Origin of the sequence: Pantoea sp. Ap-967, from assembly GCF_011752565.1 — a bacterium.
Taxonomy (GTDB): Bacteria; Pseudomonadota; Gammaproteobacteria; order Pseudomonadales; family Pseudomonadaceae; genus Aquipseudomonas.
Genome location: NZ_VWXK01000001.1, coordinates 232,310 through 248,472 on the forward strand (window position 1 = coordinate 232,310; position 16,163 = coordinate 248,472).

General features: G+C 65.1%; 15 protein-coding genes. 8 read left to right on the top strand and 7 right to left on the bottom strand.

Going from position 1 to position 16,163, the window contains the following annotated elements:
• Positions 1 to 347 precede the first annotated feature (347 nt).
• A complete protein-coding gene (locus tag F3J45_RS01270; protein WP_167055973.1) occupies positions 348 to 545 on the top strand; it encodes a 2-hydroxymuconate tautomerase in 198 nt (65 codons plus the stop codon).
• 500 nt (positions 546 to 1,045) lie between these two features.
• Here the strand turns inward: F3J45_RS01270 and F3J45_RS01275 are convergent, their stop codons facing one another.
• The 3 genes from F3J45_RS01275 to F3J45_RS01285 form a co-directional block, all read right to left on the bottom strand.
• Entirely contained in the window at positions 1,046 to 1,777 is a 732-nt protein-coding gene (locus F3J45_RS01275) for a GntR family transcriptional regulator (RefSeq protein WP_167055976.1), read from the bottom strand.
• Positions 1,778 to 1,931: 154 nt separating this feature from the next.
• Entirely contained in the window at positions 1,932 to 2,948 is a 1,017-nt protein-coding gene (locus tag F3J45_RS01280; protein WP_167055979.1) for a 4-hydroxyproline epimerase, read from the bottom strand.
• 68 nt (positions 2,949 to 3,016) lie between these two features.
• The gene (locus F3J45_RS01285; RefSeq protein ID WP_167055983.1) at positions 3,017 to 3,850 is read right to left on the bottom strand and encodes an ABC transporter substrate-binding protein; all 834 of its coding nucleotides are present in this window, start codon (positions 3,848 to 3,850) and stop codon (positions 3,017 to 3,019) included.
• Positions 3,851 to 4,292: 442 nt separating this feature from the next.
• Here F3J45_RS01285 and F3J45_RS01290 point away from each other — a divergent pair, with 442 nt between their 5' ends.
• Complete coding sequence (locus F3J45_RS01290; protein WP_167055986.1) at positions 4,293 to 5,081, top strand: SDR family NAD(P)-dependent oxidoreductase; 789 nt, start codon at positions 4,293 to 4,295, stop codon at positions 5,079 to 5,081.
• A 39-nt stretch (positions 5,082 to 5,120) separates the two neighbouring features.
• Here F3J45_RS01290 and F3J45_RS01295 read toward each other — a convergent pair whose 3' ends face one another.
• Positions 5,121 to 5,891 (bottom strand): SDR family NAD(P)-dependent oxidoreductase, encoded by a 771-nt coding sequence (locus F3J45_RS01295; RefSeq protein ID WP_167055990.1) that lies wholly within the window; start codon positions 5,889 to 5,891, stop codon positions 5,121 to 5,123.
• 347 nt (positions 5,892 to 6,238) lie between these two features.
• Here F3J45_RS01295 and gabP point away from each other — a divergent pair, with 347 nt between their 5' ends.
• On the top strand, positions 6,239 to 7,615 hold the full coding sequence (gene gabP, locus F3J45_RS01300; protein ID WP_167055993.1) for a GABA permease: 1,377 nt from the start codon (positions 6,239 to 6,241) through the stop codon (positions 7,613 to 7,615).
• A gap of 163 nt (positions 7,616 to 7,778) precedes the next feature.
• Here gabP and nfsB read toward each other — a convergent pair whose 3' ends face one another.
• The gene (gene nfsB, locus F3J45_RS01305) at positions 7,779 to 8,432 is read right to left on the bottom strand and encodes an oxygen-insensitive NAD(P)H nitroreductase (RefSeq protein WP_167055996.1); all 654 of its coding nucleotides are present in this window, start codon (positions 8,430 to 8,432) and stop codon (positions 7,779 to 7,781) included.
• 104 nt (positions 8,433 to 8,536) lie between these two features.
• On the opposite strand from nfsB, the gene F3J45_RS01310 reads away from it, so the two are divergent.
• The 3 genes from F3J45_RS01310 to F3J45_RS01320 are packed head-to-tail and all read left to right on the top strand — an operon-like array spanning position 8,537 to position 10,961.
• Positions 8,537 to 9,436, top strand: a complete 900-nt coding sequence (locus F3J45_RS01310; protein WP_167055999.1) for a LysR family transcriptional regulator — start codon at positions 8,537 to 8,539, stop codon at positions 9,434 to 9,436.
• Positions 9,437 to 9,495: 59 nt separating this feature from the next.
• A complete protein-coding gene (locus tag F3J45_RS01315; RefSeq protein ID WP_167056002.1) occupies positions 9,496 to 10,326 on the top strand; it encodes an AraC family transcriptional regulator in 831 nt (276 codons plus the stop codon).
• A 50-nt stretch (positions 10,327 to 10,376) separates the two neighbouring features.
• Positions 10,377 to 10,961: a LysE family translocator gene (locus tag F3J45_RS01320; RefSeq protein WP_167056005.1), complete on the top strand. Its 585-nt coding sequence runs from the start codon at positions 10,377 to 10,379 to the stop codon at positions 10,959 to 10,961.
• Between the two features lie 177 nt (positions 10,962 to 11,138).
• Here the strand turns inward: F3J45_RS01320 and F3J45_RS01325 are convergent, their stop codons facing one another.
• Complete coding sequence (locus F3J45_RS01325; RefSeq protein ID WP_167056008.1) at positions 11,139 to 12,338, bottom strand: sugar transporter; 1,200 nt, start codon at positions 12,336 to 12,338, stop codon at positions 11,139 to 11,141.
• Positions 12,339 to 12,539: 201 nt separating this feature from the next.
• Here F3J45_RS01325 and F3J45_RS01330 point away from each other — a divergent pair, with 201 nt between their 5' ends.
• Positions 12,540 to 13,856, top strand: a complete 1,317-nt coding sequence (locus tag F3J45_RS01330; RefSeq protein ID WP_167056013.1) for a hypothetical protein — start codon at positions 12,540 to 12,542, stop codon at positions 13,854 to 13,856.
• A gap of 101 nt (positions 13,857 to 13,957) precedes the next feature.
• On the opposite strand, the gene calA is transcribed toward F3J45_RS01330, so the two are convergent.
• Complete coding sequence (gene calA / locus F3J45_RS01335; RefSeq protein ID WP_167056017.1) at positions 13,958 to 15,010, bottom strand: vanillin reductase; 1,053 nt, start codon at positions 15,008 to 15,010, stop codon at positions 13,958 to 13,960.
• Between the two features lie 180 nt (positions 15,011 to 15,190).
• Between calA and F3J45_RS01340 the strand changes: the two genes are divergently transcribed.
• Positions 15,191 to 16,096 (top strand): AraC family transcriptional regulator, encoded by a 906-nt coding sequence (locus F3J45_RS01340; protein ID WP_167056020.1) that lies wholly within the window; start codon positions 15,191 to 15,193, stop codon positions 16,094 to 16,096.
• The last annotated feature ends 67 nt before the right edge of the window (positions 16,097 to 16,163 follow it).

Here is a 16,163-nt window from a genome sequence, read left to right on the forward strand (position 1 = left end):
GTTCAGTGAGTGCGCGGTATGTCGTATCGCGAAATCTCGACAGGCAGTGGGTTCGGCTGAGTCCGAAAGTGCGGGCCGTTCGTGCCTGCCATGTGCCGTTTCGTCTGGATCTATTTTGTCGACCTAATGCCGACATGTGTCAACCGTGCTTGTCGCAGATTCGTATGAGGTTTTTGTTATCTCATTGATTTTTAATGTTTTAAAAAACTGAAAAATTCAAAAACGACACGTCGACGGGATGGGTTATTGACAGGAAAAGTTATCAGGAACAGCATTGATGTCGACATTTGGTCGACTTAAAAAACGCAAAAAACAGCTGCATAACCGATTGGAATGAGGGTTTTCAGATGCCGATAGTGAGAGTCGAATTGCTGGCCGGTAGGTCGCAGGAGCAGAAGAACGAGCTGGCCGAGGTGCTGACGCGGGAGACGTCGAGAATCGCCCGGTGCCCGGAGGAGCACATTCAGGTGATCATCAGCGAATATGCCCGTTCGGATTGGGCGGTGGGTGGGGTGATGAATTCGGTGGTGAAGCCGGCCACCTGATGGCCCCCATCTCCAGGCCAGCGCCGCCCCGGTAGGAGCGAGCGCAGCTCGCGATGGGGCGCGCAGCGGCCCAGGTTTTCAGCTTCGCAGCACAGGATGCCGGGGCTGCTTTGCAGCCCATCGCGAGCTGCGCTCGCTCCTACCGGGTCCTGTGGGAGCGGCCCGCGAAGCAGGCGACGCGGCGGATTGCACCGGCTACGCCGGTGTTCGCGGGCTGCGCTGTCGCGCAGGGAATATTGCCAGCCACCGCGCAGCAATGCGTGGGTGCCCAAAATGCGATACGCGAACACCACCGATTGACCTACACCGCAACCCTGGCCTGCCGATCCAGCGCCCATCTCCAGGCCTGCGCCGCCCCCGGTAGGAGCGAGCGCAGCTCGCGATGGGGCGCGCAGCGGCCCCAGGTCTTCAGCTTCGCAGCTCATCACGCTGGGGCTGCTTTGCAGCCCATCGCGAGCTGCGCTCGCTCCTACCACCAGGGGCGGACCGCGGTGCTTGCTTCAGGCCTGCGGGTAGTTCAGGCTCATGCTCGCCGTGATGTTGCGGTCGAGGAACTGCATGAACCGGCCCTTGAACTGGGCGGCATGCTGGTGGGCCAACTCCTCGGCAAGGTCGGCATCCTTCGCCGCAATGGCGTCGACGATCTGCGCATGGTCGCGGCCGATTTCCTCGGCGGTCATGTGTTCATCCAAGGTCTGGAACTCGAAGTGCAAATGCAGCATGCGCCTGCCCTCCTCCAGCAAACGCCGGTACAGGTCGGCGAAATACACATTGTGCCCGCCTTTGGCGATGGCCATGTGGAACTCGTAATTCTTCTCGATCATCGCCTGGCTGGTGCCATTCTTCACGCAGCTGGCAATGGCTTTTTCGTACGCCTTCTGTGCCGTGCGCATGTCGGCCAGCTCCAGCGCCGAGCGGTGCAAGGCCGCCAAGCGGGTGGTCACCCGCTGCAACAGGTCGAGGGCATCGAGAAATTCAGGGATACGGCGAAAATCCATCTGCGAAACGATGGTGCTGCGGTTGGGCAGGATCGACACCAAGCCATCGCCCGACAAACGCACCAGGGCCTCGCGAATCGGCGAGCGCGACAGGTCGAAGCGCTCGGACAGCCCGATTTCATCCAGCGCCGTGCCCGGCGCCAGTTTCATGGTGAGGATTTCATCGCGCAGCACGGCATAGACGCGCGAAGCGCCGGTTGCTTTCTGAGCTTGTGGTTCTGTAACTTTGGCCATGTTCCGGGTTCCTAGGGGGCAGGCAACGCGAGTAGGCCTGACTGCAAAGACGCACTATACCTCAGCACCCAGGTGTCGACAAAGTGCCGACACTGGGCTACCGAAGGCTGCCATTCAGGTTACAACCCCTCTCCCGGCAACTCCATACCTGCCGCTAAGGCCGGAAGTCTTCCAGGCTGAAGCCGGTGGCATAAGGGTCTGACTCATCCACGTAGTGCTCGCTGCGGCCAGTGATCCAGGCACGCCCCTCGATACTCGGGAACACCGCCTGCAACCCCGACGCCAGCGCTGTCTCGGCTTCGACACGGCCAATGAAAGTGCTGCCGATGATGCTCTCGTGCCGGTACGGCTGCCCCACTTCGAGCAGGCCACGGGCATGGCGCTGCGCCACCCTGGCCGAGGTGCCCGTGCCACAGGGCGAACGGTCGATGATGTGGTCGCCAGCAATGACCACGCCTCGCCCATCGGACCCTTCGGCCTGCGCGGCACCGGTCCACATGCAGTGCTTCACGCCACGGATCAGCGGGAAGTCAGGATGCACCACCTCCACGGCCTGATTGACCTGGTCACGCAACTGCCGCCCCATCTGCAGCAACTGCTCCGGGCTGTAGCACTCGGCGCCGGGGAAGTTCGGCTGAACCTCGACAATCGGGTAGAAATTGCCGCCGTAGGCCACGTCCACGGTGAGTTCGCCCAGGGCCGGAATGCTCACCTTCAGGTCTTTGTGCAACAGGAACGAGGCGACATTGGTGAAACGCACGCCGGTCACCCGCTCGCCATCGAAGCTGTAGCGGGCGGTCACTTGCCCGGCAGGCACGTCGATCACCACCACCCCGGGGGTTTTGGGCTCGACCAGCCCCGCCTCGATGGCAAAGGTAACCGAACCCACGGTGGCATGGCCGCACATCGGCAGGCAGCCGGAGGTTTCGATGAACAGCAGGCTGAAATCGGCGTTGGCCGACAGCGGCGGGTAGAACAGCGTACCCGACATGTTCGGGTGGCCTTTGGGTTCGAGCATCAAAGCGCTGCGCAGCCAGTCATGGTGCTCGACGAAGTGCAGCCGCCGGGCATTCATGTCGGCGCCTTCGAGCGCCGGTGCGCCGCTGATCACCATGCGAACCGGCATGCCGCCGGTGTGGCCTTCGATGCATTTATAGACGGAACGAGCCATGGGGGTCCTCGGTCAGTGCGAAAAGTGAAATGACGGCGCCCGGCGCAATGGCGCAGGCGCCGTGCGGGTCAATTGCTGGCGGCCAACGAAATGTCCACCGCGTGCTTGGCCATCTTGTCCATCTCGCCCGAGGCGATCTTGGCCTCGATGAAGGCGTCGAGCACGGCGATGTCTTCAGCCGGGGTGTTCTTGATCACGCCCAGGTTGATGCCTTGCTCGGCAAGCTTGGGCGTGGGCGTGAAGGTCTTGGCCCAGTCCGGGTGCGCCGAGGTCAACAGGGTGTTGGTCATGCTGTCGTCGGCGAGAAAATCGGAACGCTTGGCCATCAGCGACAGCCGCGTTTCATCGAAGCCCGGCAGGCGCACGATCGTGGCTTGCTTGAGCACCGCCGAAATCGCCTTGTCCTGGGCAGTACCCGACATCACCGCAACGCTGATGCCTGGCCTGTCGATATCGGCCATGCCGGCAACGCCGGCGGCCAGTTTCGGGTTCTTGCTGTTGTAGGCGAAGTTGACGCTGTAGCCGATTGCCGGTTTGGAGAACGAGATGGCCTTGCGCCGCTCCGGGGTGTCGTTCAATGCCAGGGACAGGTCCCATTTCTGCGACTGCAGCCCGGCGACGATGTTGTCCCAGCTGGTATCGACGAATTGCACCTTGACCTTCAGCACCTGCTCGCCGAACTGCTTGCACAGGTCTGGGAACAGGCCCGAGTAATCACCGGTTCTGGGGTCGCGCATCACATAGGGCGGCGAGGTGGCCGCACCGCAGCGCAGCACGCCGGCTTCGCGCACGGCTTTCCAGCTGTCGCCAGCATCGGCGGCCATGGCCGAGTTGGCGGAAAAAGCCGCCACCAGTGATACGGCGGTCAACGCTTTGACCCACTTCAAAGGTACCTGGAACATTTCATAGCCTCTCTATTATTCGAATTGGGAAACCACACAGTTTCAAGGCAGTGTCTTTGACGCTACAGCTTCAGTTTCTTGTTGCCTCCTTGCTCGCCGGGTGCTGCTGCACACGGCACCGGCCGGGTGCAAAAGCCCTGCTTCCAGGCCGCAATACCCTCCCCACCACACGAATATGTTGTCGACCCTTTGCCGACATCTGTCAACGAGTTTTCGCTCAGCTGGAAACGGTAAATTCCTATCCTGTTGTTTTATTTGAACTAAAAATTTAAGCCTGCGTTGTTTGCATGCCCATCGTTGACAAGCCAATCACCCTGAACAACCATGTTGTCGACATCTGATCGACAAAGCCACGCCACAGGCACGCTCCGCTTTGCGTGCAACGTGCGCTGACGTCTTCGGGTAACTCAGGCGTTTGAACAACAACACAAGCGAGACGCACATGACCCAACAGCAATCAGTGATCGTGGTGACCGGGGGCGCAAGCGGCATCGGCGAGGCCACCGTGCGCCGTTTTGCCGGCGAACCAGGCCGCACCGTAGTGATCGGCGATATCAACCTGGAGCGGGCCGAGCGGCTGGCCAGCGAACTGCGCGGCAAGGGTGCAGCGGTGCACGCGCGCAAGCTCGATGTGGCGTCGGAACAGGAGGTGAAGGCGTTCTGCAGGCAGGTGCTCGACACCTATGGCGTGCCCCAGGTGCTGGTCAATTCGGGGGGGCTGCTGCAGAACGCGGTGCACCTGTTCGACCTGGATATCGAAGAATACGACCGCCTGCAGAACGTCAACGTGCGGGGCACCTTGCTGGTGTCGCGGGAGCTGGCCCGGGCCATGTGCGAAACGGGTAGCGGCAGCATCATCAACCTGTGCTCGCTGACCAGCTTCCGCCCTTCGGCACAGATCGGCTACGCCGTGGGCAAGGCCGGGCTGCACATGCTGACCCAGGTGATGGCGGCGCAGTGGGGGCCGCAGGGCGTGCGGGTGAATGCGGTCGCGCCGGGCTATACCCTCACCCCCGCCATGCAGGCGCGCATCGACAGCGGCGAGCGCGACCCGGCAGCGGTGGTGGAAAAGTCGGCCCTGCGCCGCTTCGTCGACCCCGCCGAGGTGGCCGACACCATCCACTTCCTGTGCTCGCCGGGGGCATCGGCCATCACCGGGGCGATCCTGCCGGTGGATTGTGGTTGGCTGGTGACCTCAGCCTATGCGGCCTATGCCTCGCAACCGAGCTGATGCGCGCAACCAGGGCCGCAACGCGGCCCCGGTGAAAGGTCAGCGGATGTAGCTGCCGCCATTGACGTCCAGGGTGGCGCCATTGAGCGATACCTGCGATGGCCGCAGGGTGAATGCCACCAACTCGGCGATTTCCGCCGGGCTGGCCATGCGGCCAACGGGAATGTCGGAAACCGCTGCAGCCTCGCCCTGCTGCGCGACAAACTGCTCGGCCATGTCGGTGCGCACCCAGCCCGGTGCAATGGCCACTGCCACCACCCCATCCCCGGCCACGCTGCGGGCCAGCGATTTGGTGAGGTTGATCAGGGCCGCCTTGCTGCAGCCATAGGGCAGTGCATCGGCGGAGTAACCGCGTTGCGCCGCGCGGCTGGCCATGTTGATGATGCGCCCAGCACCGTGGGCACGGAAATGGGTGACGGCCTCGCGGCACAGGTCGGCAGCGGCGAAGAAATTGACCTGAAACTCGCGGCGCCAGGCTTCGCGCCATTGGCTGGACGACGCCTCAAGTGCAACCTCGGTACGAATCCCGGCGTTGTTGACCAAACCGTGAATCCTGCCGCCACACAGCTCCAGTGCCGTGCGCCACAGTTGCTCGGGGCCAGCCTCCTGGCTGAGGTCGCCCTGCACGATCCAACCTTGGCCACCGATGCGCTGCAGCAACTGCTGCGCACCCTGTGCATCGCGGCTGTAGTGGATCACCGGGCGAGCGCCCTCGGCGGCCAGTTGCTCGACAATCGCGGCACCAATGCCCCCCGATGCCCCGGTGACCAGCACCGTCTGCCCCGCCAGGGGGCGTGTCGCGTCACTCATCTGTGCTCACCTTCCATTGTTTGAATATCGAAGGCCGTCCATGCTCGATGGGCGGGGGCCATGCATGCTATTTTGTGTGCAAATTTGCATTCACATTAAGAATGGCGCTGCCACACTGTCAACCCCCATCGAAACATTGATTAAGTCGCCGTGCTTGAACGGCTCGCGACGTGCGATTTACAACAGAAAATCCAAACCTGTACGTGAGAGAAAATGGATTTAACTCACCTTTTGTTGGCGCCAAGCTACAACCGCGCATGCCCTGCGCCTGGGCTGCCACCCGCGGCCCAGGGCGAGCGTTGTGCAACGGATTGAGAACGTTCCAACAACAATGACCGAGTTCTTCCATGTCCAATACCGCACTTGCTCCTGGCCTGAAACAGCGCCATGTCACCATGCTTTCGATCGCCGGCGTGATCGGCGCAGGGCTGTTCGTGTTCTCCGGCCACGCCATCGCCAAGGCAGGGCCTGCGGCGCTGCTCGCGTATCTGTGTACCGGTGCCTTGGTGGTGCTGGTGATGCGCATGCTGGGCGAAATGGCAGTCGCCTCGCCTGACACCGGCTCGTTTTCCACCTACGCCGACCGCGCCATTGGCCGCTGGGCGGGGTTCAGCATTGGCTGGCTGTACTGGTGGTTCTGGGTGCTGGCCATTCCGCTGGAAGCCATCGCCGCTGCCAATATCCTCAATGCCTGGATGCCGACGGTGGACACCTGGGTGTTCGCTTCGGCGGTGATCGTGCTGGTGACCGGGTCGAACTTCTTCAGCGTTGCGCGCTACGGCGAGTTCGAGTTCTGGTTCGGCTTGCTGAAGATTCTGGCCATCCTCGGCTTCATTGCCCTGTGCAGCGCCGCCTTGCTGGGCCTGCTGCCCGAGCGCCCGGTCAGTGGCCTGCAGCGCCTGATGGCCGAACATGGCGGCTTCGCCCCCAATGGCCTGCAGTCCATTGTCGGTGCCATGCTCACCACCATGTTCAGCTTTATCGGTGCCGAGGTGGTGACCATCGCCGCAGCCGAATCGCGCAACCCCGCACGGCAGATCACCCGCGCCACGAACTCGGTGGTATGGCGGATTTGCGTGTTCTATCTGCTGTCCATCGGGCTGATTTTGTCGATCGTGCCATGGGACGACCCGCGCTTGCCCGAGGTCGGCTCCTTCCAGCGCACGCTGGAGATCCTGCAGGTGCCCAATGCCAAGCTGCTGATGGATATCGTGGTGCTGGTGGCGGTGGCCAGTTGCATGAACTCGCAGGTGTACACCGGTTCGCGGATGCTCTATTCGCTGGCCAAGCGGGGCGATGCACCGGCGTTCCTGGGCCGTACCACCGAGGCCAAGGTGCCACGGGCAGCGGTGGCCGCGACCACGGTGCTGGGCGTGGTGGCCACGTTCATCAACTATTTCGCACCGCAAAGCGTGTTCGCGTTCCTGCTGGCCACCTCTGGCGCGGTGGCCCTGCTGGTGTACCTGGTGATTGCGGTTTCCCAGCTGTGCCTGAGGAAGAAGCTGCTGGCCAGCGGCGCGCCGCTGCAGTGCCGCATGTGGCTGTTCCCCTGGCTGACCTGGGCGGTGATCGCCTTTATCAGTGGGGCATTGGCGAGCATGTGCTTCATCCCGGCCTACCGCACCGAAATCGTCGCCACGGGGCTGTTGGCCATCGCCATCATTTGCCTGGGGTTGCTGAGCGCCCGCAGGCGCGAGCGTGCGGGCGTAGTGCTGCCCTGCTGACAGGCACTCATCTCCCTGGTAGGAGCGAGCGCAGCTCGCGATGGGGCGCGCAGCGGCCCCAGGCTTTGAGCTTCGCGGCTCATCGCGCCGGGGCTGCTTTGCAGCCCATCGCGAGCTGCGCTCGCTCCTACAGGGGGATCGCGGCGCGGCGGTGGTGGCGGCGTTACAGGAAGGTGAACACCGTCGAGGCCGGCAAGCGCGACTTGCTCAGGCCGGCGTTGAAGTCGGCCTCGCTGCGGTAACCCAGGCTCAGCACCACCACGCTGGTGTAGCCCTGCTCGCGCAGGCCCAGTTCGGCATCCATCACCTTGGCGTCGAACCCTTCGATGGGCGTGGCGTCCAGGCCGTGGGCGGCGGCGCCAAGCAGCGCGGTGCCCAGGGCCAGGTAGGTCTGCTTTTCCATCCAGTGTTGCTGGTCCTTGAGGTCGAAGCGATGCAGGTCGACATAGCCGCGGCGGGTCTGGTCCTGCCCGGCGCGGGCCTGTTCGTCACGGAAGCGGCCATCGGCCTGCTCCTGGTCGAGCACCGCCTGCAGGTGCGCTTCGCTCATCTCGGTGCGGGTGCAGAACACGATCACGTGGGAGGCATCGAGCACCTTTGGCGTGTTGTAGGCGAAACGGCCCTCGGTGGCCTTGGCCAGGCGCGCCTTGCCCTCGGCGCTGTCGGCAACGATGAAGTGCCAGGGCTGCGAGTTGACCGAGGATGGGCTGTGGCGCAGTTGTTCAAGCAGGGCGTCGACGGTGGCCTGGGGGATCTTGCGGGCGGCATCGTAGGCCTTGGTGGTATAGCGGCGCTTGGCCAGGGTGACGGTGTCCATGCTGCAACTCCAAATAGCGGAACGGGATGTGAGGCGCATATTAACGTTCCCGAACATCTGAAAAAGCGGCAAAATGAAGCAACACTTTCACCCCTGGAGTGAAAATGCTCCGTATCACCGACCTGGAACTGTTCGTGCGTGCCAGCGCGCTGGGCAGCTTCACTGCCGCGGCCCATGAGGCCGACCTGCTGCCCGGCCAGGTAGCCGCCGCCATCAAGCGCCTGGAACGCGACCTGGACGTGCGCCTGTTCACCCGTACCACCCGCAGCCTGCGCCTGACCGCCGAGGGCGAGCTGTACCTGCCCACCGCCCAGCGTGTGCTGGACACCCTGCGCCAGGGCCACGAGCAGTTGCACGGCCAGCACAGCACCCTGCGCGGCGTGCTACAGGTTTCGGCCCCCTCGGACATCGGCCGCAACCTGCTGCTGCCGTGGCTGAGCGCCTTTCGCCGCGAGCACCCAGCGTTGAACCTGCGCTTTTTCCTTTCCGACCAGATGGCCGACTTCAGCCGCGACCCGGTGGACATCGCCATCCGCTACGGCCTCGACCAGGACGCCAACTACATCGCCCTGCCGCTGGCCCCGTGGAACCGCCGCGTGGTGGTCGCCTCGCCCACCTACCTGGCCCGCCACGGCCGCCCACGCACGCCGGAGGAACTGCAGCAGCACGACTGCCTGCTGTACCTGCAGCACAACCGCGTGTTCGACAAATGGCAACTGGGCAGCCGCACCGTGCAGGTGCGTGGGCCGCTGGTGAGCGACGATGCCGACGTGGTACGGCGCTGGGCCCTGGCAGGCGAAGGCATCGTCTACAAGTCGTGGCTCGACGTCAGCAGCAACATCGCCGCCGGCGAGCTGGAAGTGCTGCTGCCCGAGCATCAGGGCGAGGCCACGCCGGTGACCCTGGTGTGCCCGCACCGCAAGCAACTGTCGCCGGCCGTCACGCAACTGCACCTGTGGTTGCGCGAGCGCTTCGCGGCGCTACAGCCTGCACAAATGTTCTAAACCGCCAGGTGCATCTGCGCTAAGGTGAACTGCCCTACCCTTTCAGCAGCCGCGCCACCATGAGCAACTGGATCGACCTCAAGCAGGACGCCGACACCGGCATCGAGTCGGTTCGTGCGCATTTCGTTGGCCACGCCTACGACCCGCACTGGCACGACAGCTTTCTGGTCGGCGTGACCGAGCAGGGTGTGCAGCAGTTCAACTGCCGCCAGGTGCGCCACCAGAGCACGGCCGGCCAGGTGTTCCTGCTCGAACCCGGCGACCTGCACGACGGCCACGCGCCCACCGCCGAAGGTTTCACGTATTCAACCCTGTACCTGGAACCGCACTGGCTGGCGAGCGAGCTGCAGGCGCTGTTCGCCCAGGCGCCAAGCGACAGCCTGCCCAGCTTCGCCGACACCCTGTGCCAGGACGAACGCCTGGCCCGCGCCACGGCCCTGGCCTTCCAGGCGGTGCACGGCCAGGAACTGCGCATTGTTCGCCAAACCGCCATGGACGACCTGCTGGCCAGCCTCACCCGTCACCTGCACTGGCGCAAGCGCCTGAACCCCGACCCACGCCTGCCGCTGACCGCCCAACGCGCCCGGGACTACCTGCATGCCCACCTCGACCAGGACATCAGCCTGGAGCAGGTGGCGCAGGCCTGCGGCGTCGACCGCTTCCGCCTGACCCGCGCCTTCAAGGCGGCCTTCGGCCTGGCGCCCCATGCCTACTTGATTCAACTGCGCCTGTCCCGCGCCCGGCGCCTGCTCGCCCAGGGCCAGACACCCGCCGAGGTGGCCATGGCCCTGGGCTTTGCCGACCAGAGCCACCTGGGGCGCTGGTTCCGCCGCGCCTACCGGCTGACCCCTGCCGACTACCGCCGGCGCTGCTCAAACCTTCCAGACTGAGCCGCCAGCAATGGCGACCATAGGGCCCTGACCCATCGGAGCCCGTCACCATGTCGCACGCCTTGTTGCCCTTCATCCTCTTTGCCCTGGTTTCAAGCATCAGCCCAGGGCCGACCAACTTGCTGATCCTGGCCCAAGGCGCGCGCCTGGGCCTGCGTGCGAGCGTGGCGCCGATGCTGGCGGCCTGTGGCGCGGCGGCGGCGATCGTGCTGCTGGTGGGCCTTGGGCTTGGCGAGGTGCTGCTGCGACACCCGCAGGCCCAGCAGGCGATGAGCTGGGCCGGTGTGCTGTGGCTGAGCGGGTTGGCCTGGCGCATGCTGCGCAGCGCAGGGGAGCCGCTGGATGCGCAGGCCGGCAAGCCGTTCGGCGCGGTGAGCGCGGCGTCGTTGCAGGTGGTCAACCCGAAGGTGTGGATGATGGCGGTGGCAGTGATTGGGGTGTTTGCAACGCCGGCATTGCCGGTGTGGCAGCTGGCCTTGGTGTTCCTGCTGATTGCCGTACCGTGCATGGCGGTGTGGGCCGTGCTGGGGGTTGGCAGTGCGCGCTGGTTGCAGGCGCCGGGGCGGTTGCTGTGGTTCAACCGGGGGTTGGCGGGGTTGTTGCTGGTGGCGGCCTGGGCGGCGGTGCTGGGCTGAATTTGCACCGCCCTGCCCACGGGTTTTGCGCCGCCCTGCCTGGTAGGAGCGAGCGTAGCTCGCGATGGGCCGCGCAGCGGCCCCGGATTTTCAGCCGCACAGGATGCCCGGGCTGCGTTGCAGCCCATCGCGAGCTGCGCTCGCTCCTACCAGGGCCACCGGCCCGGAGCGGTTACATCAATGAGTCAGCGCCTCACGAAACCGCCGCGCACTGGCCAGCGCCAGCAGCAACCCGGCCACCGCCACGCTGCCCCCCACCAGGCCGATGTCGGCCACGCCCAACTGGCTGCTGACGATACTGCCCAGCAGCGCCCCACCACCGATGCCGATGTTGTAGATCCCCGAGAACAGCGCCATGGCCACGTCGGTGGCATCGGAGGCAAGCTTGAGGGTCTTGGACTGCAGCGCCAGGCTGAAGCTCAGGATCGCCACCCCCCAGAACATGCTCAACACCGCGAACACATAGAAGTTGCCCGACAACGGCAGCAGCAACAGCAGGCAGGCGGCCAATACGCCGATCGAGCCCACCAGGAAGCCCTGGGGGAAGCGCTCGCTGTAACGGCTGAACAGCAACGAGCCGAACACCCCGGCGCCCCCGAACAGCAGCAGCAACAGCGTGGTGCGCTCGCCGCCGATCTGCGCCACGTGCAGGGCGAACGGCTCGATGTAGCTGTAGGCGGTGAATTGCGCGGTAATCACCAGCGTCACCAGCACGTAGGTAATCACCAGTGCCGGGCGCTTGAACAGCACCGGCAGGCTGCGCAGCGAACCGGAGTTCTGGCTGGGCAGCAGCGGCAGCGACTTCATCAGGCACAGCATGGTCACCAGGGCCACGCCGGCAATGCTGAGGAAGGTCACCCGCCAGCCCAGCGCCTCACCCACCACACGGCCCAGGGGGATACCCAGCACCATTGCCAGGGTGGTGCCAGTGGCCAGCAGGCCCAGCGCCTTGGCCTGCTGGCCCGGCGGTGCCACGCGCACCGCCAGCGAGGCCGTGATGGCCCAGAACACCGCATGGGCCAGGGCGATGCCGATACGGCTGACCAGCAGCATGGCAAAGCTCTGCGCCAGCCACGACAGCAAGTGGCTGACGATGAACACCAGGAATACGAACAGCAACAAGCGGCGACGCTCGATGTTGCGGGTCAGCAGCATCATCGGCAACGAGGCCAGGGCCACGACCCAGGCATAGATGGTCAACATCAGGCCGACCTGGGCGGTGGTCATGTCGAAGCTGCGGCCAATGTCGCTGAGCAGCGCCACCGGCACGAACTCGGTGGTGTTGAAGATGAAGGCGGCCAGGGCCAGGGCGATCACGCTCAGCCAGCTGCCGTTCCCTGCAGTCGGTGGCAGGTCGGTGGGGATGGGTCCGTTCATGGGCGAGCGTCGATTCTCCGCAGGCAAGGCAACAGCGCGCACGCCACGCGCCGGGGCTGGCGGCGTTCACGCACGGTTTGTTATAGGTAGGAATGCCCGGCATGGTACGCGTCAAGGCCGCGCCTCACAACCGCAGGCGCATTGGGAGTACCATGCGCGCACCCCGTAAACGGCAAGCGGAACAAGGAGCACGATCCGCCCATGGACAAGCAGCACCCCCAGCAGCAGTGGCAGCAGGCGGTTACCGCCTATGCCCAGGCCATCAACCGCTACGTCGCGCACGGCCAGGCCCAAGGCTGGGACGACCTGGAAGAGCCGCAACACCCGCCCACCGAGCACCTGCTCGGGGCCTGGCAAAGCGCCTTGGAAGCCATCAACCGGCCAGGCGTGGACGACGCCCAGCGCCAGGCCTTTCGCCAGGCCTGGCCGCCGGCGCACTTGCCGCTGGTGCCGCTGCTCGAAAACCATGGCCAAGGCATCGCCAGCTTGTTGCTGCTGGACGACGGCAGCCTGCTGGCGCGCATCGGCATGCCCTACGAGAAAGGCCAGGTGGTGCGCATCGGCCAGCAGGGGGTAACGCCGGTGATCGGCATCGAGCATTTTGGCCGCTGCCCGCAGCGCCGCTACTTCGCCCTGGCCAATGCCGAGGGCGTGCGCGTGACCGATGGCTGGGGCGGCCCGCAAGTCGCCCGGCTGCACTGGCCGAGCGGCTTGGAAGGCCTGCCCAAGGGCTACCCGTTCGAGCCGTTCGACCTGCCGCCAACGCCCACCGCGCTGGTGCCCTTCCCTGATGGCCAGCGGGTATTGCTGGTCAGCGATCAAGGCATCTTCCTGCTGGCGGCCGAGGGCGCAACCCGCCTGTTGCCACGCCAGGCGCAGGTGCTGGAGGCGCTGGCCGAAGGCACCGACCCGGATGACATCGCCCTGGGGCTGTCGATGGAGCATGGCGCGGTGTCGCCGGACGGCCGGCTGATCGTGCTGGGTGAACAAAGCAGCCGCCACCTGGTGCTGAACGAGCAGTTGGAACTGATCGCTGAAATCGGCCCAGGGAGCGAGTACCCGCATTTTGCGCTGTTCAATACCACGGGTGAGCAGCTGATCGTCAATGCCTGCCACTTCTACAACGGTGGCACGCTTGGGGTGCGCGTGGCAGACCTGCCGGGGCTGGACACCGATTACTACAGCGAAGACCCGCGCACGCCCCTGCTGGAAGACGGTGCTCGGGTGTATGCCGGCGTCGCGGTGGCGGATGGATACATCGTCGGCGATGCCTATGGCTACCTGCGGGCGTTCGGTGAGGATGGCGAGGTGCGCTGGCAGCATTTCCTGGGTTCGACCATCAGCGCCATGGACATCAGCGCCGACGGGCGCACGCTGGTGGCGGCGAGCCATGCCGGGTTCATTTCGGTGATTGCCTTGGGGAGTGGGCGGCCGCAGTGGCAGATCGGCACCGGAGACCATTGCGAGGTGCGGCGCTGGTTGTTCTGGAAAGGGTGGGACAAGGCGCTGTTGTGGTAAACCTGTGCGGGCCCCATCGCGAGCTGCGCTCGCTCCTACCCGGGTGCCTAACCCTCGTAGGAGCGAGCGCAGCTCGCGATCAGGGCCCACACAGGCCGCCATCAACCCTGCAAGGTCGCCATGTCGATCACGAAGCGGTACTTCACGTCACCGGCGATCATACGCTCGTAGGCCTGGTTGATATTGCGGATATCCAGCAGTTCGATGTCGCAACGAATACCGTGCTCGGCGCAGAAATCCAGCACCTCCTGGGTTTCGGCGATGCCACCGATCAGCGAGCCGGCCAGCACGCGACGCTTCATCACCAGGTTGGCAGCATGCACGGCTGGGTCGATCGGCTCGATCAGGCCGACCAGAATGTGCACGCCATCGAACTTCAGGGTTTCCAGGTACGGGTTGAGGTCGTGCTGTACCGGAATGGTGTCGAGCAGGAAATCGAAGCGCCCGGCCGCGGCACGCATCTGCTCGGCGTCGGTGGACACGATCACATGGTCGGCGCCCTGGCGACGGGCTTCCTCGGCCTTGGCCTGGGAACGGGTGAACAAGGTCACCTCGGCGCCCAGGGCCTTGGCCAGCTTGATGCCCATGTGGCCCAGGCCGCCCATGCCGAGGATGCCGACCTTGTGGCCAGGGCCTACGCCGTGGTGCTTGAGCGGCGAATAGGTGGTGATGCCGGCGCACAGGATCGGCGCGGCACTGGCCAGGTCCATGCCAGCCGGAATGCGCACCACGAAGTGCTCGCTGACCACGATGCTGTTGGAATAACCGCCCATGGTGTTGCTGCCATCAACCCGGTCCGGGGTGGCGTAGGTCATGGTCGGGCCTTCCAGGCAGTATTGCTCCAGGTCCTTGGCGCAGGCTTCGCAGTGCCGGCAAGAGTCGACCATGCAGCCGACACCCACCAGGTCGCCGACCTTGTGGCCGGTCACCTGGTCGCCCACGGCGGTGACCCGGCCGATGATTTCGTGGCCAGGCATCAGCGGGTACACGGCAATGCCCCATTCGTTGCGCGCCTGGTGGATGTCGGAGTGGCACACGCCGCAGTAGAGGATGTCGATGGCGACGTCGTCCGGGCGCGGCGCACGGCGCTCGAAGGTCATGGGGGCCAAGGGGCTGGTCGGGGTTTGGGCGGCGTAGCCGATGGCGGTGTACATGCAGGACCTCGCTGGGAAGTGAAACGATTCAGGGCGCGCATTCTGCGCGCCCGCATCCGCGCGGCCCACGGCTGATTCTCCGGCATCCATGCCTGATTCTCCGGACTTACCCACCGGCACCTGGCGCCAAGCCGGTAATCTGCGATGATGCAAGCGTCCGATTCTCCGCCCAGGCCTACCATGCAACTGACCCACCACGTCGACGCCAACGCCCCGCTGTGCGCGCTGATCCGCCGCCTGGCCACCCGCCCCGGCTTCGTCCCCACCCACCTGCCCCAGGTGCAGGTATTGAGCTGGGGGCACTACGTGGCCAGCAGCCCGCAGATCTACGAGCCGAGCCTGATGATCCTGGCCCAGGGCAGCAAGCTGGCGCGCCTGGGCCCACGTACCCTGGAGTACGGCGCCGGGCATTACCTGGTGCAGGCACTGTCGGTGCCGTTCATGTGCGAAACGTTCGCCACTGCCCAGGCGCCGCTGCTGGGTGTGGCGGTGGACATCGACCGCGGCGTGCTGGGCGAACTGGTGCAGAGCATGGGCCTGGCCCCGGACAGCGCGGTGCAGGCCCAGACCCCGCAGTCGATGACTTCGGCGGCGCTGGATGCGCCGATGCGGGCGAGCGTCGAGCGCTTGCTGCAATGCCTGCAGGACCCAGTGGATGCCAGGGTGCTGGGCCCGGCGCGGATGCGCGAGGTGCTGTACACCGCCTTGCGCGGCCCCCAGGCCGGGGTGTTGCGGGCGTTGGTCGAGCAGCAGGGGCATTTCGCCCGTATTGGCGCGGCACTGGCGCATTTGCGCGAGCATTTCACCGAACCGCTAAGCGTGGAGGCGTTGGCAGCCTGCGCGAACATGAGCGTTTCGACCTTCCATGAGCACTTCAAGCGCTGCACCGACATGGCGCCCATGCAGTACCTCAAGCGCCTGCGCCTGCTCAAGGCGCAGCAGATGCTGATTGGCGAGGGATTGGGTGTGGCGCAGGCGGCGCACCGGGTGGGCTACCAGAGCACATCGCAGTTCAGCCGCGAGTACAAGCGCCAGTTCGCCCGCAGCCCTGGGGAGGAACTGCCCTACCAGAGCCTGCCGGTTTAAGCCCGACCTGATGGAACAATCTGGTTCAACGAAGAACCCTGTAGGAGCGGGCTTGCCCCGCGAAGCA

Excerpts from the sequence above, each read along its gene's own strand:
- F3J45_RS01340 (WP_167056020.1), top strand. The coding sequence starts at position 15,191 with ATGCAACTGACCCACCACGTCGACGCCAACGCCCCGCTGTGCGCGCTG.
- F3J45_RS01285 (WP_167055983.1), bottom strand. The coding sequence starts at position 3,850 with ATGTTCCAGGTACCTTTGAAGTGGGTCAAAGCGTTGACCGCCGTATCA.
- gabP (WP_167055993.1), top strand. The coding sequence starts at position 6,239 with ATGTCCAATACCGCACTTGCTCCTGGCCTGAAACAGCGCCATGTCACC.
- F3J45_RS01320 (WP_167056005.1), top strand. The coding sequence starts at position 10,377 with ATGTCGCACGCCTTGTTGCCCTTCATCCTCTTTGCCCTGGTTTCAAGC.
- F3J45_RS01325 (WP_167056008.1), bottom strand. The coding sequence starts at position 12,338 with ATGAACGGACCCATCCCCACCGACCTGCCACCGACTGCAGGGAACGGC.
- F3J45_RS01330 (WP_167056013.1), top strand. The coding sequence starts at position 12,540 with ATGGACAAGCAGCACCCCCAGCAGCAGTGGCAGCAGGCGGTTACCGCC.
- F3J45_RS01290 (WP_167055986.1), top strand. The coding sequence starts at position 4,293 with ATGACCCAACAGCAATCAGTGATCGTGGTGACCGGGGGCGCAAGCGGC.
- calA (WP_167056017.1), bottom strand. The coding sequence starts at position 15,010 with ATGTACACCGCCATCGGCTACGCCGCCCAAACCCCGACCAGCCCCTTG.
- F3J45_RS01310 (WP_167055999.1), top strand. The coding sequence starts at position 8,537 with ATGCTCCGTATCACCGACCTGGAACTGTTCGTGCGTGCCAGCGCGCTG.
- F3J45_RS01315 (WP_167056002.1), top strand. The coding sequence starts at position 9,496 with ATGAGCAACTGGATCGACCTCAAGCAGGACGCCGACACCGGCATCGAG.
- F3J45_RS01270 (WP_167055973.1), top strand. The coding sequence starts at position 348 with ATGCCGATAGTGAGAGTCGAATTGCTGGCCGGTAGGTCGCAGGAGCAG.
- F3J45_RS01275 (WP_167055976.1), bottom strand. The coding sequence starts at position 1,777 with ATGGCCAAAGTTACAGAACCACAAGCTCAGAAAGCAACCGGCGCTTCG.
- nfsB (WP_167055996.1), bottom strand. The coding sequence starts at position 8,432 with ATGGACACCGTCACCCTGGCCAAGCGCCGCTATACCACCAAGGCCTAC.
- F3J45_RS01295 (WP_167055990.1), bottom strand. The coding sequence starts at position 5,891 with ATGAGTGACGCGACACGCCCCCTGGCGGGGCAGACGGTGCTGGTCACC.
- F3J45_RS01280 (WP_167055979.1), bottom strand. The coding sequence starts at position 2,948 with ATGGCTCGTTCCGTCTATAAATGCATCGAAGGCCACACCGGCGGCATG.